This window comes from Thermoclostridium caenicola (assembly GCF_900142095.1).
GTDB lineage: Bacteria > Bacillota > Clostridia > DSM-8532 > DSM-8532 > Thermoclostridium_A > Thermoclostridium_A caenicola.
In genome coordinates this window covers 52,799-69,419 of the sequence record NZ_FQZP01000008.1, presented here as the reverse complement: position 1 = coordinate 69,419, position 16,621 = coordinate 52,799, and the positions used below count along the sequence as shown (strand labels likewise).

General features: G+C 50.4%; 15 protein-coding genes, 1 tRNA gene and 2 riboswitches. Of the genes, 6 read left to right on the top strand and 10 right to left on the bottom strand.

Annotated features, from left to right (window positions below; translation table 11 throughout):
- Window positions 1-128: 128 nt before the first annotated feature.
- Complete coding sequence (gene pfkB / locus F3H12_RS04130; protein WP_149678098.1) at window positions 129-1,073, top strand: 1-phosphofructokinase; 945 nt, start codon at window positions 129-131, stop codon at window positions 1,071-1,073.
- 72 nt (window positions 1,074-1,145) lie between these two features.
- Here pfkB and F3H12_RS04125 read toward each other — a convergent pair whose 3' ends face one another.
- Together F3H12_RS04125 and spoIID are read right to left on the bottom strand one after the other, a co-directional pair.
- A complete protein-coding gene (locus F3H12_RS04125) occupies window positions 1,146-2,075 on the bottom strand; it encodes a M23 family metallopeptidase (protein WP_188118366.1) in 930 nt (309 codons plus the stop codon).
- Between the two features lie 49 nt (window positions 2,076-2,124).
- Window positions 2,125-3,261 carry a stage II sporulation protein D gene (spoIID, locus tag F3H12_RS04120; RefSeq protein WP_188118365.1) on the bottom strand — a complete coding sequence of 379 codons (1,137 nt, stop codon included), beginning with the start codon at window positions 3,259-3,261 and terminating at the stop codon, window positions 2,125-2,127.
- A gap of 151 nt (window positions 3,262-3,412) precedes the next feature.
- Here spoIID and tadA point away from each other — a divergent pair, with 151 nt between their 5' ends.
- Complete coding sequence (gene tadA / locus F3H12_RS04115; protein ID WP_149678095.1) at window positions 3,413-3,856, top strand: tRNA adenosine(34) deaminase TadA; 444 nt, start codon at window positions 3,413-3,415, stop codon at window positions 3,854-3,856.
- A gap of 396 nt (window positions 3,857-4,252) precedes the next feature.
- Window positions 4,253-4,340, top strand: a tRNA-Ser gene (locus F3H12_RS04110).
- Between the two features lie 17 nt (window positions 4,341-4,357).
- On the opposite strand, the gene F3H12_RS04105 is transcribed toward F3H12_RS04110, so the two are convergent.
- The 5 genes from F3H12_RS04105 to F3H12_RS04085 form a co-directional block, all read right to left on the bottom strand.
- Entirely contained in the window at window positions 4,358-5,482 is a 1,125-nt protein-coding gene (locus tag F3H12_RS04105; RefSeq protein WP_149678094.1) for a GerAB/ArcD/ProY family transporter, read from the bottom strand.
- A gap of 119 nt (window positions 5,483-5,601) precedes the next feature.
- Window positions 5,602-6,720 carry a GerAB/ArcD/ProY family transporter gene (locus tag F3H12_RS04100; RefSeq protein WP_188118364.1) on the bottom strand — a complete coding sequence of 373 codons (1,119 nt, stop codon included), beginning with the start codon at window positions 6,718-6,720 and terminating at the stop codon, window positions 5,602-5,604.
- A complete protein-coding gene (locus tag F3H12_RS04095; protein ID WP_149678092.1) occupies window positions 6,720-6,935 on the bottom strand; it encodes a hypothetical protein in 216 nt (71 codons plus the stop codon). Before F3H12_RS04095 ends, F3H12_RS04100 begins: the two co-directional genes overlap by 1 nt.
- A 14-nt stretch (window positions 6,936-6,949) precedes the next feature.
- Window positions 6,950-8,131, bottom strand: coding sequence for a Ger(x)C family spore germination protein (locus tag F3H12_RS04090; RefSeq protein WP_149678091.1), 1,182 nt, complete (start codon window positions 8,129-8,131; stop codon window positions 6,950-6,952).
- Entirely contained in the window at window positions 8,128-9,702 is a 1,575-nt protein-coding gene (locus F3H12_RS04085; RefSeq protein WP_188118363.1) for a spore germination protein, read from the bottom strand. Before F3H12_RS04085 ends, F3H12_RS04090 begins: the two co-directional genes overlap by 4 nt.
- A gap of 232 nt (window positions 9,703-9,934) precedes the next feature.
- Window positions 9,935-10,020, top strand: a riboswitch (cyclic di-GMP riboswitch).
- 157 nt (window positions 10,021-10,177) lie between these two features.
- Between F3H12_RS04085 and F3H12_RS04080 the strand changes: the two genes are divergently transcribed.
- On the top strand, window positions 10,178-10,726 hold the full coding sequence (locus F3H12_RS04080; protein WP_188118362.1) for an HD-GYP domain-containing protein: 549 nt from the start codon (window positions 10,178-10,180) through the stop codon (window positions 10,724-10,726).
- A 14-nt stretch (window positions 10,727-10,740) separates the two neighbouring features.
- Here F3H12_RS04080 and F3H12_RS04075 read toward each other — a convergent pair whose 3' ends face one another.
- Complete coding sequence (locus F3H12_RS04075; protein ID WP_149678088.1) at window positions 10,741-12,285, bottom strand: NPCBM/NEW2 domain-containing protein; 1,545 nt, start codon at window positions 12,283-12,285, stop codon at window positions 10,741-10,743.
- A 315-nt stretch (window positions 12,286-12,600) separates the two neighbouring features.
- Between F3H12_RS04075 and F3H12_RS04070 the strand changes: the two genes are divergently transcribed.
- The gene (locus tag F3H12_RS04070) at window positions 12,601-13,392 is read left to right on the top strand and encodes an NPCBM/NEW2 domain-containing protein (RefSeq protein WP_188118361.1); all 792 of its coding nucleotides are present in this window, start codon (window positions 12,601-12,603) and stop codon (window positions 13,390-13,392) included.
- Between the two features lie 109 nt (window positions 13,393-13,501).
- Window positions 13,502-13,587: riboswitch (cyclic di-GMP riboswitch) on the top strand.
- A gap of 317 nt (window positions 13,588-13,904) precedes the next feature.
- Window positions 13,905-14,189 (top strand): hypothetical protein, encoded by a 285-nt coding sequence (locus tag F3H12_RS04065; protein ID WP_149678086.1) that lies wholly within the window; start codon window positions 13,905-13,907, stop codon window positions 14,187-14,189.
- Window positions 14,190-14,259: 70 nt separating this feature from the next.
- On the opposite strand, the gene F3H12_RS04060 is transcribed toward F3H12_RS04065, so the two are convergent.
- Together F3H12_RS04060 and F3H12_RS04055 are read right to left on the bottom strand one after the other, a co-directional pair.
- A complete protein-coding gene (locus F3H12_RS04060) occupies window positions 14,260-15,627 on the bottom strand; it encodes a sugar transferase (protein ID WP_188118360.1) in 1,368 nt (455 codons plus the stop codon).
- A gap of 197 nt (window positions 15,628-15,824) precedes the next feature.
- Window positions 15,825-16,565 carry a DUF1796 family putative cysteine peptidase gene (locus tag F3H12_RS04055; protein WP_149678084.1) on the bottom strand — a complete coding sequence of 247 codons (741 nt, stop codon included), beginning with the start codon at window positions 16,563-16,565 and terminating at the stop codon, window positions 15,825-15,827.
- Window positions 16,566-16,621 lie beyond the last annotated feature (56 nt).

Genomic DNA, 16,621 nt, shown 5'->3' with positions numbered 1-16,621 from the left:
GCCAATATCATGTACATGTACATGATGAACAGAACCCGTTGGCCGTTTCCTCCAGGCCATGGAATTATGACGAAAGAACTGCAGCTTGTCAGAGAACCGACCACCGGTTACTATTGAAGTGAAAAGGAGTGAGTAAACTGATATTTACTGTTACGCTGAATCCCGCAATTGATAAGACGGTGGTCATTCCTGGTTTCTCCGTCGGCAGTGTGAATCGCATACAGTCTTTTCGCATCGATGCCGGCGGAAAAGGCTTTAACGTTTCAAAGTGCTTAAAAAAACTTGGTACCGATAGCACGGCGGGAGCTATCCTGGGTGGATCTACCGGAGAGCATCTGCTGGCCTTGATGGCACAAATGGGAATCGATACATTACCGGTGATGATTTCGGAGCAATCACGCACAAATATGAAAATCATTGATCCGTCCAGCGGTGTTACCACCGAAATCAATGAACCGGGACCGGAGGTTTCCGAATCTGTATTGGAGGAACTGAGAAACCGTATTGCTGCGAAGATCTCTCCCGGCGATATTGTTATCCTTTCCGGAAGTCTTCCGAGGGGAGCGAATGCTTCGCTGTATTACGAATGGACGAATTGCTTTCATTCGCTTGGCGCAATGGTGTTCCTGGACAGTGATGGCGAGGCCATGCGGTTGGGGATTGAGGCCAGACCCAACTTCATCAAGCCTAACGATGCGGAACTGTCCAGGATCGCAGGGAAAGACTTGTCTACGCAGCAGGAACTGATCCAGGCAGGCAAAAAGCTGCTGGAGACAGGCATTGAAGAAATTGCCATTTCCCTGGGAGCAGCCGGCGCCATTTTCATGTCGTCCGACGGGGTGTTTACGGCCGATGCCTTGAAAGTCCCTGCCCTGAGCACTGTTGGAGCAGGTGACGCCATGGTGGCTGCGATGGCTTATGGCCTGGAAAAGCAACTGCCCTGGGAAACCCGCATCCGCTTAGCTATGGCCATGGGCGCCGCCAGTGTGATGAGCGACGGCACACAGGCGCCGGATGCCGGTTTGGTATGGAGACTCGCTGAGCAGGTAGAAATTCAGAAGATATCGTTTTAATGAAAGCAAAAGAAAAACCCGCCACTTTCATGACGGGCTTTCCGGCAGAGTTTGTGTCAAAGACCATTATCCCTATTTGGGAAAATCAATATAGGCTTCGGGGTCTACCAGTTTGTCCTCTTTGTACAGCTCAAAGTGGAGATGTGTCGGCTCTGCGCTTTCAAAGATCGCAGTCGCTCCCACAGATCCGATGGCTTCCCCCATCTTGACTTCCTTGCCTACCGTGATGGTGCTGTCGCTGGCCAGGTTGGCATACAGGGACTTATAGCCATTCTTATGGTCGATCACGATGGTGAATCCATACCTGGGATCGTTCTTGATCTCATGGATGACCCCGCTGCCGATGGCGCGAACCACTTCACCCCGGGGAGCTGCAATGTCTACGCCGCTGTGGGTACGCCATTCATTGAAAGTGGGCGAGAAAACCAGCTTGTCCATGGAATAGCCGTTTTGAATCTTGCCCTCAACAGGCACTGTGAAATTGGGTTTGACGATTGCCAACACCACGTTGTCCACCGGCGCCGTTCCGTCTTCCATGATACCTCCCGATGTGGTTTGGGCGCTGTCCTCTTCCTGCTCGACGGTCTGTTCGGGAGAACCCTCCTGTACCGTTGTCTGTTCGCCGCTGTCAGCCGGCTCATTTTCCAGGGTTATTTCATTCGCCCCCGGATTGGTGTTTTCCTGTGCGATCAGGCTGTCATCAGGACCGTCGTCGGCATATTCAGCCCCATTGCTGTCGTTTATGGAGCTTTCATCAAACTCCGGTATCTCAGGAAAGTCATCGAGCAGACTAAACTCGTTTTGACCATTGTCAATCAGGTTTTGCTGCTGCGGGTCAGGCTCCGGCTCGGTAAGTATCTGGTTCGTCGAAAAGAAAACAGCCCCTGCGGCCAGAGCGCAAAGCCCCACCACAATGGCTACATAAAAGCCGCTTTCCTTAAAAAAACTCACGATCCTTTTGCCAAATGACCCCTCGTTCTTAAAACTACCCTTGTTGTTCACAGTATCCACCTCCACCATGTATTATTGCCAGTGGAGATGGATTTATACTCTATTGCATGATTTCTTCCACTTCCACACCCAAATAATAGTGTTTCAGAATGTCCTCGTAGCTGTAACCTTCCCTGGCCAGCGCGTCGGCCCCGCACTGGCTCATGCCCACGCCGTGGCCGTAACCAATCGTTGTGATTTCAACAGATTCAGGTGATGGAAAGTTCAGGCTGATATTGGTGGAGCGCAGGCCGAACAGTTCCCGGAATTCGGTGCCCGGAATGGAGACACTCCCGATCCGGATGGTGTCCACGCGCCCGCTGACGGTATAGGCCTCAATCGCCATATCGACTTTCTCCGGAAATTTGGCCTGGGGATATCTAGTTTTTACTTTCTTCACGATTTCATCCCAGGAATATAATTGAATTTTCTCATAGTCCGGATAGCTGCTCTCATCGGGACCTGTGACGCTTTGCAGGTAGGGCACGCTCTCGGAAATGGCCCAAACCTCCTGGGCATCCTCGGTAATACCGCCGCTGTTGGAATGGTAAAGCGGGTTGATCAGAATACCCCCGTATGTCACAACCACATTCCGGGTTTCCTCCACCGCCTGCTCTATCTTATCCCAGTCCTCCTCGCTGCCGTATACCTCAAGGAAGCGCTCCCTGGAGATCCAGGCCTGGCAGTGGCCCGGATCGGTGCAGATGTCGGCCCCGAAATGGCTCTCGGTGGAACCGTAGTAGCCTTCCACCCTTCCCAAAGCATAGGTGCGCGCCGCCACCGCCTGGGCTTTCAAGGCCTCCAGCTCAAAGGACGGAGGCATTTCGGCAGCCACTACGCCCACCAGGTAATCCTCCAGCTTTTCCTCTGTGATGAGGCTCTTGCCGGGATTGTAAACCGTAAGCGTGATCTCCGGCCCTCTGCGCTCGGTTTCCGGCAGGTCCGGATGCTTTTCAGTGTCCGGCGCCTTGGGCCTTATAAGGAAGAGCAGCAGAAGAGCCAGCGGAAGGATCAGGAGGACAATGTCTTCAGCTTTAAGACGCAACCCCTTCTTAACCATACTAATGTTTATGTAGGAGATGGATGAGGCATACCTGAAATACTGTATAATAGTGCTGGATGAGATTGCCGCGCTACACTCCGTTCCGCTCGCATTGACAACAAGGCCATGGCTTTGCGGGAACAGTGAGATTGCCACGCTCCGTTTCACTCCTTTTGCAATGACACCCCGGAATCGATCATGCTGGCAGTATCTTTCTTGTCCTTGCGAGGAGGCGATAGCCGACGAAGCAATCTCAGAAATCGGAAGTAAGTTGTTGGAAGTTGGATGTTGGAAAGGGAGGGAATCCATGATCAACCCCTACATGGAAATAGCCATCCAGGAGGCCAGAAAGGCCGCAGAAAAGGGCGAGGTCCCGGTTGGTGCCGTCATCGTAAAGGACAGGCTTATCATCAGCCGCACCCATAACCTCAGGGAGACTACCGGAAACGCTACCGCCCATGCGGAGATCCTGGCCATCAACGAAGCCTGCCGGATCCTTGGCCGATGGCGGCTGGACGACTGCGACCTTTATGTGACGCTGGAGCCCTGCCCCATGTGCGCAGGCGCCATCATCAACGCGCGCATCCGGCGGCTCTACTTCGGCGCTTCCGATCCGAAGGCCGGAGCGGTGGGGTCGGTTGTGGATCTGTTGCGCATGCGGGCCTTCAACCATACTCCCGAGATTTATGAAGGCATCATGGAGAGCCAGTGCAGAGAATTGCTCACGGAGTTTTTCAGGGCAAGGAGGTAGTTTTTTGCGAGATTGCCGCGCACCGATCAACGGTGCTCGCAATGACAGATTAGGGTATGTCATGCGGGAATAGAAGATTGCCGCGCTGCACTTTACACCATGGGTACGGCTTTGCGGATGCGGTGAGATTACCACGCTCCGTTTCACTTGGTTTGTGATGACACCTTAAATAGACCCTGCAGGCAATATCTCCTATGTCATTGCGAGGAGAGAAACGACGTAGCAATCTCAGAATTTCCCCAGTTGCGGAAACGTCGCAAATGCCTTATAATAAAGAAGCAATTTTGCCGGGAACCCGGCATTATTAAAGCCATATCCGGAGTTTGAAGCTAAAGGCGGAACTTCTGCCGCCCAATCGCATCAAATGATATCCTGAGGTAAAAAAGACCATAACCTGGAGGGTTGTCCGAGTGGTCTAAGGAGCTGGTCTCGAAAACCAGTATACCGCAAGGTATCTAGGGTTCGAATCCCTAACCCTCCGCCACAAGGAAGCTGTTAATGTCATGCATTAACAGCTTCTGCATTATTATTGCCTTCTTTGTCAGGTACTTCCCCCTGCGGCTTGCCCTTACGGATCAGGGAAAGCAGAAGCAGCAACAGCGGTATGAGCACCTGGAAGGGAATAACATAAAACCCGTACACCTTTTGCGTCCAGGCGAACAGCTCAAGCACACTGTCATAGGCCCATATGGCAAGCACTACGGCAAATGTGAGGACAGCCCTGGTGAAACCCCTGTAGTCCTGGACGCCCGTGATCTGGCACAATGCCTTTGCAGCTGCGTATACGCATACCGAGATCTTGATGCCGCCGCCAATCAGAAGATTGATATCCAGGAGGGGTTCCACATTAAACTCGGGTATCAGCAGGGAAGTCAGGTGGGGAATAAACGTGGAGCGGCCTATCAAATCCCCTCCAATGACGAACAGATCCCTGAAAAACACAAGAAGTCCCAACAGCGTCGATAATACCGCCGATATAACGACTGTTTTTTTCAGCTTATCCTTCCTGTTCAGATGCGGAAAAAGCATCAGGAAGGCAACCGTTTCCCCGTATGGGAAGGTTATCGCGCCAAAAGCTCCCTTGAGTACAGGCATCAGGCCGTTTTCAAGGATGGGAAGGACTGCGGTGAAATCATTTATCGTGAAGAGGGAAAAGCTGATGATGGAAATGGCAACAGGAATCACGGGTACCAGCAGTTCACTCAGCCGTCCCAAAACTTCTATACCGCTGTTGACCGTATAAAGGAGAACAACCGCAAAAAGCCCGATGACCACGACCATGGGCGTTTCCAGATAAGTGGTGGTGCAGAGGAACTCGCCGAAATCCCTGAAAACCAGGGAAGCCAGATGGATGAAATACCATACATACAGAAACGAAAGGATGGTTCCGGCGATCTTTCCCAGCCTGTCCCGCAAAATCTCCACCAGGGTCTTCGACGGGTTCAGCATAGACAGGACGGCATATGACCACATCAGCAGGGTCCCGCCGGCCCCCCCGAGAATCATGGCCAGCCAGGCATCCCTGCCTGCCCCTGCCGAAGGAGACAATAACACGGTGCTTCCGATATGGAAGCCCGACAACAGCAGAAACAGCTGTATCCACGATATCTGTGTCTTCTCCATCATCAACAACTCCAATCATCCTGAAAGCGTCTTCTGCCCTTCCCATGTCCTGGTATACCGCAAATCCCTCAAGCTGCATGCATATGCCACCGCTTAGGGCCCATTACTTTAACGGCAGCAGGTTAAGCATCCGACGTACAGCTTTCTGTTTCAGTGTTTTCCGTGTTTGGCTGTGAAGGCTTATTTTTTCCCCTTAAGGACAGCAAAAGCAGCAGCAGGGGTATGACAAACTGGAAGGGAATGGAGTAGTACGGCCACAACTTCTCGGCCCAGGCGAACATTTCAATCAGGTTTTCATAGACCCATACCGAAAGCACCACACAAAAAGTGATGACGGCCCGCGAAAAGCTTCTGTAATCATGGGTCCCCGTAACCTGACTTAACCCCTTTGCAGCCGCGTATATGCATACCGATATCTTGACTCCCCCGCCGACAAGCAGGTTGATATCCACAAGGGGTACCACATTAAACTCCGGTATCAGCAGGGATGTCAGGTGGGGAATGAATGTGGCCCGAGCTATCAAATCGCTGCCCAGGGCAATCAAATCCCTTGCAAATACAAAAATAGCCAGTGCCGACGAGGTCGCCGTCGAAGAAATCACAACCTTCTTGAGGTTATCCATCCTGTTCAGGTGCGGAAAAACCATCAGGAACGCCACCGCTTCCCCAAAAGGGAAGGTCAGGTTGACAAAGGCCGCCTGGATAACAGGCGCCATACCGTCTTCCAGGACGGGAAGGAATGCGGTGAAATCGTGTTCCGTAATGAGTGCGATGCTGATAATTAAAACCACTGTAGGCAGGATGAGCACAAAAAGTTCGCTCAGCCTTCCCAGAACCTCTATGCCGCTGTTGACCACATACAGCAGCACAAGTGCAAAAAGCCCCATCACCACAGCAACAGGGGTTTCCGGTAAGGTCGTCGTGCAGATGAACTCGCCGAAATTTCTGAACACCAGAGCGGCCAGGTGAACAAAATACCAGATGTACAGAACCGAAAGAATGGTTCCAATGACTTTGCCCAACTTGTCCCGCAAGATCTCCACAAGCGTTTTGGACGGGTTCAGCAAGGCTATGGTTGTATAAACCCACATCAGCAAAATCCCGGCAACTCCGGCGAGGATCATGGCCAACCAGGCGTCCCTTCCCGCCCCTAACGCGGGAGTCAATATGACAGAACTGCCGAAAAGAAATCCCAATAATATCAGATACAGCTGGATGCCTGATATCTGCGTTTTTTCCATCACTTCACAACCCCAACCATCTTCAGCGCCGCTTCTATCCATTGGGCCGGGCTGGACGGTCTTTTCCCTGATGCCAGGAGCACGCTGACAACCAGGCTGATCCCCATCAGGACAAGATAGATAATAACCGCGCTTGCCCGCTCCTTTTTCCGTATGAAACCCTGCACATCATAGGCAATGATGATGAGAAACACCACAATGATAACGATGACCATACCAATATGCTTCCTTAATGTTCCTTAATAACGGGATTAATGATGATACCCGTTCGCCTTATTTTTGCATCCACCTGAATATCCGCAGGCAGTCGGCTGAAAATCCGATCCCATTCATCTTGCGCCTTCTTCCAGTACTGTGGGTGGTATTTGTGTACCTCCATACCGAAACCGAAAATATCGCTGGAATATTCGTCCTGTGCTTTTTCCAGCGCCATCGCGATCTCTTTCCTGATAGTTTCTTCCAGGATTTCTTCCAGTGCCGATATCTTCTCAGGCGCGTCCAGTTTCCCTTTGCCTTCGTGGCCTCCCACATTGGCCTCAAGCCTCACTTTGACCATGAGGCAGGCCGGCTCCCCGTCTTCAAATTCAACACCGATCTTCGCTTTTGACCTGAAAACTTCCATGGACATTTTTCCTTCTTCCGCAGGAATATTCACGATGGCGCTGCCGATGTCGTTCATGGCAAACTGGTACCCCCTGGTTTCGTAGGGATCCAGCCAGCCCACCAGCTTGCCTTCCTTAAAAACAGCAAGACCTTCCGTCCTGACCATGTTTTCGCCCGCTTTTGTGATCTGTCCGATGACCGGCTGCTTGCCTTTGCAATCCATGTCCTTGATGACATCGATCAGCATGGTTTTCTTTCCCGTCCCGCGATAAGAGGTATTCTCCACTGTTTCACTGATATACACGGCGGGGATGGTATCCATATCGCTTTCCATTGCAAGGATTTCAGCAGGGGACACGTCCTTTGCCACAAGGACATTCATCAGATAATCCACTTCATGATCCCTCTGAAAGAAGTCCAGGCTCTCCTCCAGGCTCTCCCGCGCAAGCCTTTCGCTGAGGATAAGCACCTGCACTGTGCTGAAAAACAGTTTCTTGTCAACGGTGGCCAGCATTTCCCTTATGGCTCCAAATATGGTTTCTCCTTCGTGGGATACGACAAACACAGGTTTTGTTGGTCCCTCTCCGCCGCTCCCGTGGCCGGAAGTGGACTGAATCGATCCCGGTTCCGCCACCTGTACCGTCAAAAGGACCTTGCCCTCTTCCGTCCTGTCCAGCCCAACGCCCACCACTACATTGATATCCGTCAGCTCCTTATAATTCCAGCACCCGGACAAAAGCAAAAGACATGCAAGAAGAAAAGCCAGTAAAACCATACCTTTTGCTTTTTTTCGCCATCCTGCCGTCATTGCTGTATGTTCACCTCCTGGCGCTGAGAGCCCTTCGCGCCCCTTACGTTTTCCTGCTGACGAAGGATCTTGGGCCGTGTTATCATGGCCCAGATGGGAACCACGATGAACGCGTCTTTCAAATCATTTACCGTCAGCGGTGCAAAAGGCGCCATATAGGGAACACCAAAGGACCTCATCTTGCAGAGATGCACAAAGACGGCCACAGCCACAAAGGCAATGCCCAGGATCCCCAGAAAGTTGGCTGCAATCAGGAACATAAAGCGCAGCAGCATGGATGCCCGGAGCAGCGGGGGCACGATAAAGCTGCAAACAGCCGTAATGGCCACCACGATCACCATCAGGTTGCTGGCGATGCCCGCCGCTACCGAAGCCTCGCCCAGCACGATGGCGCCCACGATGCTCAGTGCCTGACCGATGGGCTTTGGCATGCGGACACCCGCCTCACGCAAAAGCTCAAAGGCCACTATCATTAACATGGCTTCAACAAAAGGAGAAAACGGGATTCCCTGCTGGGAGGCGGCAAGGGTCAACAGGAGCTTAAAAGGGATGACCGTATGATGGTATACGACCAGCGCCACATACATGGCGGGAAGGAGCGTCGATGTCGTCAGGGCTATCACGCGCAGCAGGCGCATAAAGGTTGCGAAAAAGGCATGATCAAAATAGTCATCCGTGGCCTGTATGGATTCCACGAACAGGTATGGAACGGTCAGGACATGGGGTGAACCGTCGCAGAAAATGGCCACGCGCCCTTCCAGAAGCTTTCCGGCCAGCTTGTCACATTTTTCGCTGCTTCCCACCGTAGGAAAGAGGGACAGGCGGTTATCGGAAATGTACTGTTCGATGATGCCGCTGTCCAGCACGGCATCGGTTTTTATTTTCTTGAGCCTTTCCCGCACCTCCCTGACGATTGCCTCGTTGGCAAGCCCTTTGATATAACAGATACAGACATTTGTCTTTGTCCTGTCGCCAAGGTGCATCATCTCCAGCTTAAGGTTCGGATTCTTGATCCGCTTCCGGATAAGCGCCGTATTGGTAAGCAGGTTCTCAACGAAACCTTCCCTGGCACCCCTGATGGAGGTCTCGGTATCCGGTTCCTGCACCTGCCGTCCCTGCGGCGCCTTGACGCCAACCACCAGGGCCCTGGTTTCACCGTCAATAAAGAGTACGGCTTCGCCGGATATGATGCCATCCACCGCCTGGTGCATATCTGCGGCTTCATGGATATCATTGTTGACCACAATGCAATCCGTCAGCCGGTTGTAGATGCTACTGCCTCCGGGAGATTCTTCGTTTGCCAGAAAATCCAGGATCGGGCGGACCACATCCTGATTCAGTTCATTCTTGCTGACAAAGCCGTCGATATAGGCCACCAGGATCCGGATTGCCCCGTTTTTTCCGCATGCGATTTCCCGCAGGATGAAATCGCAGCAGTTGGAGAAAATTTCATTCAGGCTGGCTTTCACGGCATCTGCAGACGGCGGTATCGGGCCGTAAGAACCGGTTTGCACAATTTCCTCGCTGTTATTTCTCCCCGATTTGCTTTTGTTCCTGATCCTTCCAAACATTTTCCCCATCACCTGTTTTGCAGTATAACCATTCTCCGGCTGTGAAATACCATTTGGCCGACCTGTCCCGGTGAGCCACGGAACTTATTCATGGGGCAGATTCTTATTATCAGCACCATTTGTGGAATACAGGCCATAAAACTAGAAAAATCTGAAATTAATGTATTGACATTTCCGAACCGATTGGATAAAATTACATCGATTTGTGTCGATAGTTGAATATTGTATACCTCATGTACAAGGGCAAACCTGCCGAAAGGCAGGGACGCAAAGCTACGAGTCTAAAGCCGTTTTGGCCATGACAGTCGGGCTGCCATAGGTTTTATAGGGCGTAGTAGAGCCATGGCATTGGTTTGTCCTGGCTCTTTTATTTTTGCATACAGTATACTTTCAAATACGAAAGGAGGCGCAACAATTGTGTGCCGTCCGGCACACAAGAACGCAGCAGAAATTGGAGAAAACAAGGATTTTGGAATTGAAGCAGGATACGTGCATCATCAGCACACTCAAAAAACTTGATCCGGTCACTTACAGGCACTCTTTCAGCGTAGCCAATCTCGCGGTGCGGTTTGCGGAATCATCAGGATGCGGCCTGGATCAGGCCACCGTGTATTATGCGGGCCTGTATCACGACATCGGAAAGTACCACATTGATGACGGGATCCTGAACAAGCCGTCAAAGCTTGACGAAAAAGAGTTTGAAGCCATGAAAATGCATCCCGAGTTCGGCTATCGCATGCTCAAGGATACCGGGCTTTCCGATACGGTATTGGAAGCCGTCCGCTACCACCACGAAAAGTACAACGGCGGGGGCTATCCTTCGGGGCTTGTTGCCGGTGAAATTCCCTTACTGGCCAGGATCATCCATATTTGCGACGTATACGATGCCCTGACATCGGACAGGCCGTACCGGAAAGGCTACACCCCGGAAAAAGCGGTGGAGATCATGAAAGACATGCAGGATCAGTTCGATCCGGTATTGTTCCGGAAATTCATCGCCGGGATACGGGAGTTCCAGGCCTGAGGAAAATCCGTCCTTTATGGCTCCAGCACAGGATCCCCGATAATATAGCCTGCATTTTCAACAAATTGGGATGCGGGATTCAGCTGTAGCGTCAGCTTCTTCACTCCCCTGATATCGGCTTCAATACGCACCGGTCCGGAAGAGGATCCGACGGATGCGGTTGACAGGAGGAGTTTTCCGTCGCCCAGTATGTTGAGCCAGGCCTTTTGAGAGGGATCAATATGCTGAAAGGCCTGACTGACCGAAAAAACGCAGCTGAACCTGGAATAACCCTTGTCCAGGTTGTACTCCACAGTCATCCATTGGTCCTTATAATCTGACAGGTAGCTGTCGACGAGTTCCAGCTTAATTCCCGCCTGAAACCTGTTGCCCTGGATATCCCTGTCGGACGCATCCAGGTCTGCAAGCCTGAAGCTGTCGCTTCCCGCGGAGAAGGATGCGGGCTCCAGCGAGCTTAAATACACCTTTTGCCTTTTTGCCGGTGCATTCCGGTCTTTGGGCAGAGAGTTACTATCAGTTTTATCAGCGGTTTGCCCGGCTTCATGGGCGTCTGTGCTTTGTGATACTTCTTCCGCATTCTGAACCGGTTGTTCCGGCTCTGCTACCATAGTTTCGGTCCGGTTCAGGATATTTGCTTCCTCCCCGGAAAAATCGGTATGCTTTGCTTCTTCAGCTGCCGCAGCGGTCTCCCGGTATGCAAGAAGCCTCGTTATTTCGTTGTTTTCAGCCCTGCTGGCGGCATCAAACACCCACAGCTTGAAGGCCAGTACAGCCGCCGCCGAAACAGCCAGGGTAACGGCCGCAATGACAAGGGCCTGCCTTCCGGTTATACGCCGCCTGGCAGGTGTTTTTTGGTCTCCGTGTTCCTCGCAGCGGCGCGGAAACAGCTTCTCTATTTCCTTTCTGAAGTGGCCCAGCGTTTTCATGGGTGAATCCGGTTTGAGCGCTTTGGTGATGAGGTCAAACAGCTCGCCCGGAAGGTACAGTCCGAGCTGTGAAAAGGACGGTATGTGGCCCTCGATTTCACAGGGGTTGACTCCCGTTAGCAGGTGGTAGTATAAAAGCGCCACGCTCTGGACCTGCTGCAAATCCCCTGTAGGTTCATCAGCTCCATCACCCTTTGTCAGAATAAGCTTCTCCAGATTGATAAGCTTAACCGTGCCCTGGTGATCCAGCACGATATCGGACAGGGCAATGTCCCTGTAGCAGACAATTCCCGGCCTCAGCATACGCAAAAATTCCAGGGTTTTGCAAAGTTCGCCGATAATTCTGGAGGCCTGCCCGTGATCAAGCCTTCCCTCCCGGTTAAGCCGGGCTTCCAGATTCTCTCCGTGAATATTTTCCTTCAGGACGCAATAGTAGGTATCCCCTTCTTTAATATCCAAAATCCGCGGGAACGCGGGATGATTGATTCGGCAGTATGCGGTAAACAGATCCTGGCGGACATCCTGCTTGTCCAGCATGACAAAGGTCCATGGGATCTTTGAACCGGCCCAACCCACATCCTGGCTGTCTCCTGCTTTTTTCAGACGCAAAATGGCAAACCTCTCTTTCAGCATTTCCTCCTACCCCCTTGCAGGCCGAGAGAATCCGTCAGGGAAAACGGTTGTTTTACTGATTAATACAATTATAAATAAACGTCCACAAAAGGCATAAATTTCAGGCAATATTTCCAATTCATTGAATGCATGGGCAGCATGGAATATAATGTAGGCGTCATAATCCGTATCCATCCGCAGGATTGGTCCAGGGCCTTCGGCGCCTTTTTCGGAAAGTTCTGCAAGGCCTGATCGTTTTCGTTCGGCCTGATGCTCCCCGGCTCCTGCGGAACAGAGAAAAGTTATAGGTCATTAGGATATTCAGGAGAATTGCGTATGAAAATCAAATCATTTGTATCGGGCTTTTTATGCGCCTGTTTCCTCATTACCGGGCTATACGCCTTTGCAGACAGTGGATTTGTCCGCCAGGTCACAGCCATTGTGGGTGGCGTGGATATTGTGCTGGACGGGGTGAAACTATTTCCCCGGGATGCGGACGGCAGACCCGTGCCTCCCCTGATTATCGATGGAACCACCTATGTTCCCATCCGGTACCTGACCGTCGTGATGAACAAGAAGATGACAAGGGACGGGAACACCCTTTATTTTGGAAATGAGCAGAAGATCAACGCCATCTTTTTATCCGAGCTGACCCCTGCGCTGAAGTCAGAAAACTGGAATCAGTATGGTATGATGGGCGGATGGGTCAAGACCGTGTATGATGATAAGCATGCCAGAACAAGCTATAGCAAGGCCGGAACCATGCGGATCGCCGGCAAGGAATACCTGTCGGTGAGCACGATCCTGAACGACGGACTGAGCACCACCTGGGGCATCTATACCTTGGGTGGGCGATATGCCAGAATAACCGGTTATTTCGGAATTGATGATGCCAGCACAGGCACAAAATGCACGGGTGAACTGGAGATCATCGGGGACGGGGTAACCCTGAAGAAGATAACGCATTATAAAGGCATTGTACCGGAATACTTTGACGTAGACATAAAAGGCGTGGACCTACTAACCATAAAAGTATCCGGGGCCTCCATAACAGAAATCGTCAACGGTCAGATTCTGCCCACCCAGCAGACCGTATGCGACGTGTTAGACATCAAGCTGCATTATTAGAAAAACATATCCGACATAACCGGTTCTCTCCCTAAAACTGATTGACATAATGGCAACAATCAGCTAAAATTTCATCTCGGCTTATGCCAAGAGCTAGATACTGTATATCTTATGAAAAAAGCAAACTTGTTGAAAAACAGGGTCGCAAAGCTACGAGTCTGAAGCCGTTTTGGCCATGACAGTCGGGTTGCCATAGGTTTTGTGGTGCAACAACCATCATGGAGCCATGGTAGAAATTTGCCTGGGCTCTTTTGCTTTCTCTAACGCGACATTGATTGGCAACAGGACATCCGATATCAAGCCCAGCCGGAAAGGCCATCCGCCTTCAAGGTACGCGCTGGGCCTGTAAGGGAACCGAAGCAGTGTGATTCGTTTGCTCCAGGAATTTGACGGCAGTATCCTCTATCGATCTCACAACACAACCTGGAAAATGATGTAGCACCGGATACCGCTTGCCAGATTTTTTGGCTTATGGCGAAACCTCAACAGTAGCTCTATAAGGAGGAATAGCAATGAATTTCAGAGGCAGGATCCTGGAAAGAAACGATCCCGACTATACTATTGAGTTTTCCTTTTTTCCTGAGAGCGGCATCATCAGCGGTATAGCCCAAATTGTAAGAAAATACCCACAACTTAAGATAAATTATGACGACCACTCCGCAAGAAAAATCGAAACCCTTCCCAAAAAGGACAGGGATAAACTGGAACTTGAAATTGCCAACCTGGTGCTGAACGACCTGCTTAAGGGAAGGGGTAAAAGAGGCATACTCGTGAGAGGGCAATCCTTCGTGCAATAACGGCTCAGGTATCTTCGCATCATGTTCAAAAGCTTAGCTACACACCCGAAGCCGTCATCCAATTGACTGCCTACACCGCTTTTCTCTTGGTGCCGTGCACGCCTTCCAACCCATTGACTCGCTGGTAGTTGTTTTTCCCCCTGAATAAGGTGAACACCGTAGTCAGCAGAAGCTTGATATCCAGCAGGAGGGAATAGCTCCTGATATAGAGCAGATCAAACCGAAGCTTGTCCTCAGCCGATGTGTCGTACTTGCCGTATACCTGGGCATACCCGGTAAGCCCGGCTTTCACAAGGGTCCTGTACTTGTAGGCAGGAATCTCGGCGCTGAATCTGTCGGCGAACACCGGGCGTTCCGGCCTTGGCCCCACAAAGCTCATGTCCCCCTTTAAGATGTTGAACAACTGCGGGAGTTCATCGATCTTGAGCTTCCTCAGTACAGCCCCCACAGGCGTCACCCTGGGATCATGCTGTGAAGAAATGACGGGACCGGTCTTCTTCTCCGCATCCACCACCATGGTCCGGAATTTATAAATCTTAAACACGCGGTTATTGATGGTTACCCGCTCCTGACTGAAGATGACCGGGCCGGGCGATGTGACCTTGATCAGTATGGCGCTGATGAGCATAACAGGCGCGCTGACAATCAGGCCGATAACAGCCAGTACAATATCAAAGGCCCTCTTGAAGAAGCGCTGCTCAGGGGTAAGGCCCAACCTGTCGATAATGAAGGCGGGCATGTCCTCGAACTGGACCGTCCGCGTCTTCGCAAGGGCGATCTCAAAAAGCTGGGGTATTGCGAACACGACCTTCTTGCGCTCGATGCACTCCTTGATCATCAGGGCCTTGACGTCGTCCGGAACACTGGGGCACAGGATGACCTCGTCTACGTCTTCAAGCTTCTTCAGGGCGGTATTGGCATCCGTGACATCTACCGCATACTTGATGGCGATCTTCTGGGCCTTGTCGGAAATGATCTTGCGGCCAATGGTTTTCAGCTCATCATGGCTTCCGACAAGCATGGCGAACGTTTCACGCATCAGCTTCTGCCTTATCCAAACCAGGAACACCCGCCATACCGACAGGTAAATGAACATGATAAAGGCGGAGCCGAGCAGTACGGTCCTGGGGAATGAGAAGCCCTGCAGGAAGTATGTAATGGACACCGTGGTAATGCTCAAAAGACCGACAAGTTTCCCCAGGTTCGACAGGGTTTCATTGACGCTTTTTCGGTAGAATTTGATCATTCCGAACATGTCAAAATAGATCAGGGCGGCAAGCGTAATGAACGGCATGGCATTCAGGTATGGCCGCAAATTGAACATGGGAATATCAAAGCCAAATTTTAGGAAGAAGGCCGTAATGTAGGAAAGATTTATCAATATTAAGTCTATGACAATGATGATCAGCTTGTAGGACTTGCTGAAAGCCTTGCCCACATTATCCCTTCTTTCGGGGGAGGCTTGTACAGGTATGTTCATAAGAATTATATCATGAAAAAGTGTTGAAAAATAGTACACAAAACTTGAAGAACAGTAAATATATACAAGACGCTGATCGGAATTATAAACATAGGAAGTTGTGTATCCCCTATTTATGGTATGCAAGTATGATTATTTCAAGCAATACCAGTTTTTCATGTGCGTTTAAATATGTGCCTGAGCCATTGACTTATTAAAGATGTATGGACTATATCGGTCGGATGTATCTGGCCATTTGTTATCATATTGAGCATCCCCTGAATTAGATCATCATCGACCCTGGCCCAAAAAACATCCTGGTCATTCCCACTCCACACCTTTGTTGTATAAAAGGTAAAAACATGTATGCCGCCAGCAAAGCTATACTCTAGTTTCCTATCAGATGGATCCTTTATAAGGGATTGGTGAAACAATACAACATCAACAGCACGGCAACGCTTCAAATATATCAGGCGCAATTTATTAAGATCGTCTAGCAGTTGACTGAAATCAGTTGATAAACAATACCGATGATGATAAAAAATGATCAAATGGCAGTTTCGTATCTTGAGCATCCTTTTTGCCCTTCGCTTCAACGCATCCCGATGCTCATGATTGCCTATTACATTATGGTGGGTGAATTCAAAACCATTCATGTGCAATTTATCGTAAGTATTATGTATCTCATTGTATATCTTAAGTCTTGGTACTCTATGACCACATGACTCTTCATATCGTAAACACTTGGGGTTTAAAAAATGCTTAAATCTGTCTTTTTCTATCTGAAGAATGTATTCAATATTGGAACGGCCATGGGAATATGGCGTGGTGAATGATTTTAAGCCATGTCTTTTCAAGATATTATCAGGCAGGCAGTTTTCGCCAAACGAAAGATATAACGTATGATTATGCTTCATTATTTTTCCTCCAGCATAAAGGAGATATGAATAATATATTATTGTACAATATAGTA

Bases quoted from the DNA above. Each gene is read 5' to 3' on its own strand.
- tadA (WP_149678095.1), top strand. From the start codon at position 3,413: ATGATCAACCCCTACATGGAAATAGCCATCCAGGAGGCCAGAAAGGCC.
- F3H12_RS04105 (WP_149678094.1), bottom strand. From the start codon at position 5,482: ATGATGGAGAAGACACAGATATCGTGGATACAGCTGTTTCTGCTGTTG.
- F3H12_RS04100 (WP_188118364.1), bottom strand. From the start codon at position 6,720: ATGGAAAAAACGCAGATATCAGGCATCCAGCTGTATCTGATATTATTG.
- F3H12_RS04095 (WP_149678092.1), bottom strand. From the start codon at position 6,935: ATGGTCATCGTTATCATTGTGGTGTTTCTCATCATCATTGCCTATGAT.
- F3H12_RS04090 (WP_149678091.1), bottom strand. From the start codon at position 8,131: ATGACGGCAGGATGGCGAAAAAAAGCAAAAGGTATGGTTTTACTGGCT.
- F3H12_RS04085 (WP_188118363.1), bottom strand. From the start codon at position 9,702: ATGTTTGGAAGGATCAGGAACAAAAGCAAATCGGGGAGAAATAACAGC.
- F3H12_RS04075 (WP_149678088.1), bottom strand. From the start codon at position 12,285: ATGCTGAAAGAGAGGTTTGCCATTTTGCGTCTGAAAAAAGCAGGAGAC.
- F3H12_RS04070 (WP_188118361.1), top strand. From the start codon at position 12,601: ATGAAAATCAAATCATTTGTATCGGGCTTTTTATGCGCCTGTTTCCTC.
- F3H12_RS04065 (WP_149678086.1), top strand. From the start codon at position 13,905: ATGAATTTCAGAGGCAGGATCCTGGAAAGAAACGATCCCGACTATACT.
- F3H12_RS04055 (WP_149678084.1), bottom strand. From the start codon at position 16,565: ATGAAGCATAATCATACGTTATATCTTTCGTTTGGCGAAAACTGCCTG.